General features: G+C 56.7%; 3 protein-coding genes and 1 pseudogene. All 4 read right to left on the bottom strand.

The window, feature by feature from the left end; translation table 11 throughout:
- Positions 1 to 269: pseudogene (locus QZP87_RS05520) on the bottom strand (hypothetical protein); the annotation flags it as partial.
- The gene (locus QZP87_RS05515) at positions 266 to 910 is read right to left on the bottom strand and encodes a YMGG-like glycine zipper-containing protein (RefSeq protein ID WP_291321923.1); all 645 of its coding nucleotides are present in this window, start codon (positions 908 to 910) and stop codon (positions 266 to 268) included. The gene QZP87_RS05515 and the pseudogene QZP87_RS05520, both read right to left, overlap by 4 nt.
- A 37-nt stretch (positions 911 to 947) precedes the next feature.
- Entirely contained in the window at positions 948 to 2,606 is a 1,659-nt protein-coding gene (locus QZP87_RS05510) for an SUMF1/EgtB/PvdO family nonheme iron enzyme (RefSeq protein WP_291321922.1), read from the bottom strand.
- Between the two features lie 73 nt (positions 2,607 to 2,679).
- The coding region (locus tag QZP87_RS05505) for an FtsX-like permease family protein (protein WP_291321921.1) at positions 2,680 to 3,848 on the bottom strand (1,169 nt) is incomplete at its 5' end.

Here is a 3,848-nt window from a genome sequence, read left to right as displayed (position 1 = left end):
ATCTCCTCCAGGTGTGCCCTTTCAAGCTCAATCTGTTCGCGCAAATCGGTCTTCTGGGCGTCGATTTCCCGGCTTTCAGCATCCAAATCCTTTTGTATCTGCTGTAAACGACTGAGCCTTTGTTCGCGCTCTTCCACCCTTTCTTCATAAGCCCCCGAGCCCAGGCCGCTTATGCCTCCGAAAAATCCTCCCTCGCGCGGATCCTGGGAAGCGCCGCACCCGGCAAAAAGTAAAACGCAGATTAAAACCGGTAAGTATAAGTATCTCATATGGACAGCCTCTCATCTATGCTGGCCAGCTGGGCGCTGCCCTCGCCAAGGGCGGCGATATTGGCCTGCAGTTCCTGCACTTCCTTTTCCAGGGCGGCTATATGCGGGTCATCCTCGGGCAGGCTCTGCCTTTCCTCTTCTATGATGGCCGTCTGGATGGCCAGCTCGCTTTTCAGTTCTTCTTCGAGTTCTTCATTTTCCTGGATACGTTTTTGAACCTCTGCCTGTCTGGCCAGCAGAGTGTCTTTCTCCTCTGCACCTTCTTCATAGGCCTGTCGCAGGGATTCCACCTCTTCTTCCAGGGCCGCCAGTTCCTGCCTGCTTCTATCGTTGTACTCGCGCATGGTTTCATTGTATTCCGCTGTCCGGGCGGCTTCAGCCTCCAGAAACTCTTCCTGAGTGGCGTACTCAGCCTTACGCTTGGCCACCTCCCGGCCCACAAGATACCCCAGGCCTGCTCCGGCCGCGGCCCCGATCAATGCCCCCCTGCCGTCTCCGATTAGATATCCGGCCAGACCTCCGGCTGCAGCACCCACGGCTGTACCCTCGGCCTTGGTCCGCCTTTGATCAGAACCGGTAACGCACCCGGACAGAATCACGGCCATAAAAACCAGCAATATAATCACCCTGGACCCTTTCATGCTTTCCTCCTTTTGATATGCACCACAACGGTAAAAATTACTGATCAAACTCCTTGAACACCTCTTCATACTCTTTAAACCAGCCTTCCCTGTCCGCACGGCGCTTCTGGCTGAAATCCTCAACATGCGTGGTCAAAAGCTTCAGCACGGCCTTCTCCCGGGGCAGAGGGTCATGCTCACGCATGCTTTCAAAGGCCTGGTCTATGTAGTCCTGATCATAATCCCCCAGTTCGCCCACTTTATCCATATAAGCCTGAAACTGCTCTTTCCTGGCCGCACTGAGCTCTTTTATCCTCTGTTCCACAGCACTGACCTGCTCCAGATATCTGCTGGACATTTCCGCCAGCCGCTCAGCAGCCTCAAGGCTGTTTTCCAGGCTGACCAGGCGGGAAATATAGACACTTAGATTAACCCCGTTGCGGGCCGCATCCTGAGCCAGACTGCTTGCACTTTCCCGCTGGGCCATGTCCAGGCGTTGTCTGGCCTGGTCCATGAACTCCTGCACTGTATGCAGCTCATCGCTCAAATGGGGGTGCTCCTCCATGAGCCTGCCCAGGATAGGCTCCACGTCTCCCAGCTGTCCTGCTGCCTGGGCCACCAGGTTGTCCAGAGTTCGGCCCACGGGCATGGCCTTGCGCACCATGTCCTTGTATTCCTGGTATTCGTCTTCCATGGCCGCTCTGACCCTGGTATTGACCACCACATTGGAACCAATGGCCAGTCTGGCCCCGGTATTGAAGGAGCGCCTTTCCTGGACCCTCTTTTGGTCCTGGTTCCAGGCGTAGACGTCCAGCTCCTGGCGCAGGGAGGAGCGCATATCCGCCACCGGCGTGGACACGCTGCCGCCGCGCACACTCACCCCGCCCGGTTTGCCCTGCCACACCTCGGGCCTGAAAAAACCAGCAGTCATTTCCTGGACATTGCCCAGCATATCAAAAAAGCCAAGACGGCATGGCTGGCGCAGGCCTATGGGCCGCAACCTGTGGCTGGCATTGCCCAGATGCCAGGCATACTCATTGATACTCTGCATGGCGAAAGGCAGGCGATCATTGAAGGTGCCGTCCTCAATGGCCGGCAGCCCCCCGCGCACAGTGAACTCCCACTCCTCCTCAGAAGGAAGCCTTATAAATCCCGGTATACCGTCTATCTCCGGTATATTTTCCAGGCGCTCCTGGTGCTCTGCATCAAAGAGCCACTGGTTGTAGCGGCGGATAAACTCCTGGATATCGTGGTAGCTGACAAAAGACAACGGCACCATCAGGGCCTCCATCAGGGAGCGGCCTTCCATTTCAGCCAGCTGAGCCGCATCCGGATCGGCGCTGGCCTCAATCAAAGTCTCCAGGCCCATAACTGCAGCAAACTGACCCTTGGTCAATTCGTATTTGGCCAGATAAATTGCCTGTCCCCGGCCATCATCAGCAGGAAATGATCCGCTGATCTGGGTGCGCTGCAGTCCTTCGAAAATCCCGCCGGATGCATCGCCCATCTGGATGATCTGCTCCTCATCCCCCCAGTAGCCCTGACCGGGCACGTGGACCTTGCGAAAAACCATTACAGAATCGCCGGGCATGGGCAGGACTATATCCGCCTCATCCGGCCTGGGGTTGTCCGGCCCGGCCGGAGGTGCGGCCATGCCGGCCTCGGCCCGGAAGAAAAGCAGGATGAAAAAAACAGACACAAACAGGCAAAAGTGCATTGCCCTTAGTCTTTTTGTCCAACAGCGAAAGCATGTGATTATTTGCGGGTATAAAATATTCATGGTGATATCCTCAGTTATCCCGGATTACCTCGGCCGGATCGATGCGCGTTGCCCTCCAGGCAGCTACCAGGGAACCGGACAGGGCCAGGCAGGTGGTCAGAAAAACTATTCCGCCTTTGTAACTCAGGGGCAGGGAGCAGAACCTCTCCCCCGGGGCCAGTTCAGAGGCAAAAGTGTGATTGATCATTGCCGCCAGGGTATAGTAGCAGGCAAAACCAAGCATCAGCCCGGCTGCAGCTATCATCAGCCCCTGGATCATAGGCAGGAAAAACACATGCCTGCGTCCCAGGCCCACCAGGCGCAGCACCCCCAGGTCCCTGCGCAGCCGTTCCACAGCAGCATAAAGGCTGGAAAGCAAAACCGCCGTTCCACCGCTTATTCCCAGCAGGGCCAGCAGGGAATAAAGCCTGGTAAGGCCGGCATCCAGCACCTGGATACGCTGGATGGTTTCCACCTGGGCCAGAACCTCAATTCCCTGCTCCTGCAGCTGCCTGTATACCCCGGGGACATGGTCAATACTATCGGTATACAGGCGAAACCCTCTGAAACCGCCTCTAACCATGGCAAACTCCCCTGAATCTGGCTCCAGCATCACTCCCCGTTGCCTGGCTGTTCGCAGCACACCCATAAGCTCCGCAGGAACCAGGGGCCTTTGAACCTCTGTAGTCCCTGCCATTTCAAGCTCTATATCCAGCTGCAGCACTCCATGAAATACCAGCCGCGGATCAAACTCTTCGGATTCGGGCAAAAGGACCCGGATAAGCCTTTCCGCAGGTGATGCGCTGCCGGTAAAACCTCCCCAGGGGGGATCATCCACTCCCAGCAGAAGAGCCTCCCTGCGGCTGATGGACAGTCCTGCCGGAGATATTGCCCTGCCTGCTGCATCCTGGAGCACAACCCCGCTGACATAAGGCAGCAGGATATTTTCTCTGCCCCGCAGCTTTTGGCGCAGAGCCCGGATCCAGGACATGGTGGCCGGACTGCCTGGAGTGCTTAAGTTATAAGCCGTCCAGCCTTCAGGCAGCGGCACAGCGGTTTTTTCTAACACTTGAGAATGATCAGCCTCGTTAATGCGGGCGAAACCGGTGTTTATAATCAGACCGGTACGTTCAATGGGATCCAGTGGGTCGGGCATGAGAAGCAGCACCCCGTCATAGCTGAGGTAAGGCTCCGGAGTAT

It is taken from the genome of Desulfonatronospira sp. (genome assembly GCA_003563255.1).
Lineage (GTDB): Bacteria > Desulfobacterota > Desulfovibrionia > Desulfovibrionales > Desulfonatronovibrionaceae > Desulfonatronospira.
The sequence above is the reverse complement of the archived record's forward strand: the minus strand, read 5'-3'. Positions and strand labels throughout refer to the sequence as shown.

Coding starts and splice junctions, on each gene's coding strand:
- QZP87_RS05515 (WP_291321923.1), bottom strand. CDS start 910: ATGAAAGGGTCCAGGGTGATTATATTGCTGGTTTTTATGGCCGTGATT.
- QZP87_RS05510 (WP_291321922.1), bottom strand. CDS start 2,606: ATGCACTTTTGCCTGTTTGTGTCTGTTTTTTTCATCCTGCTTTTCTTC.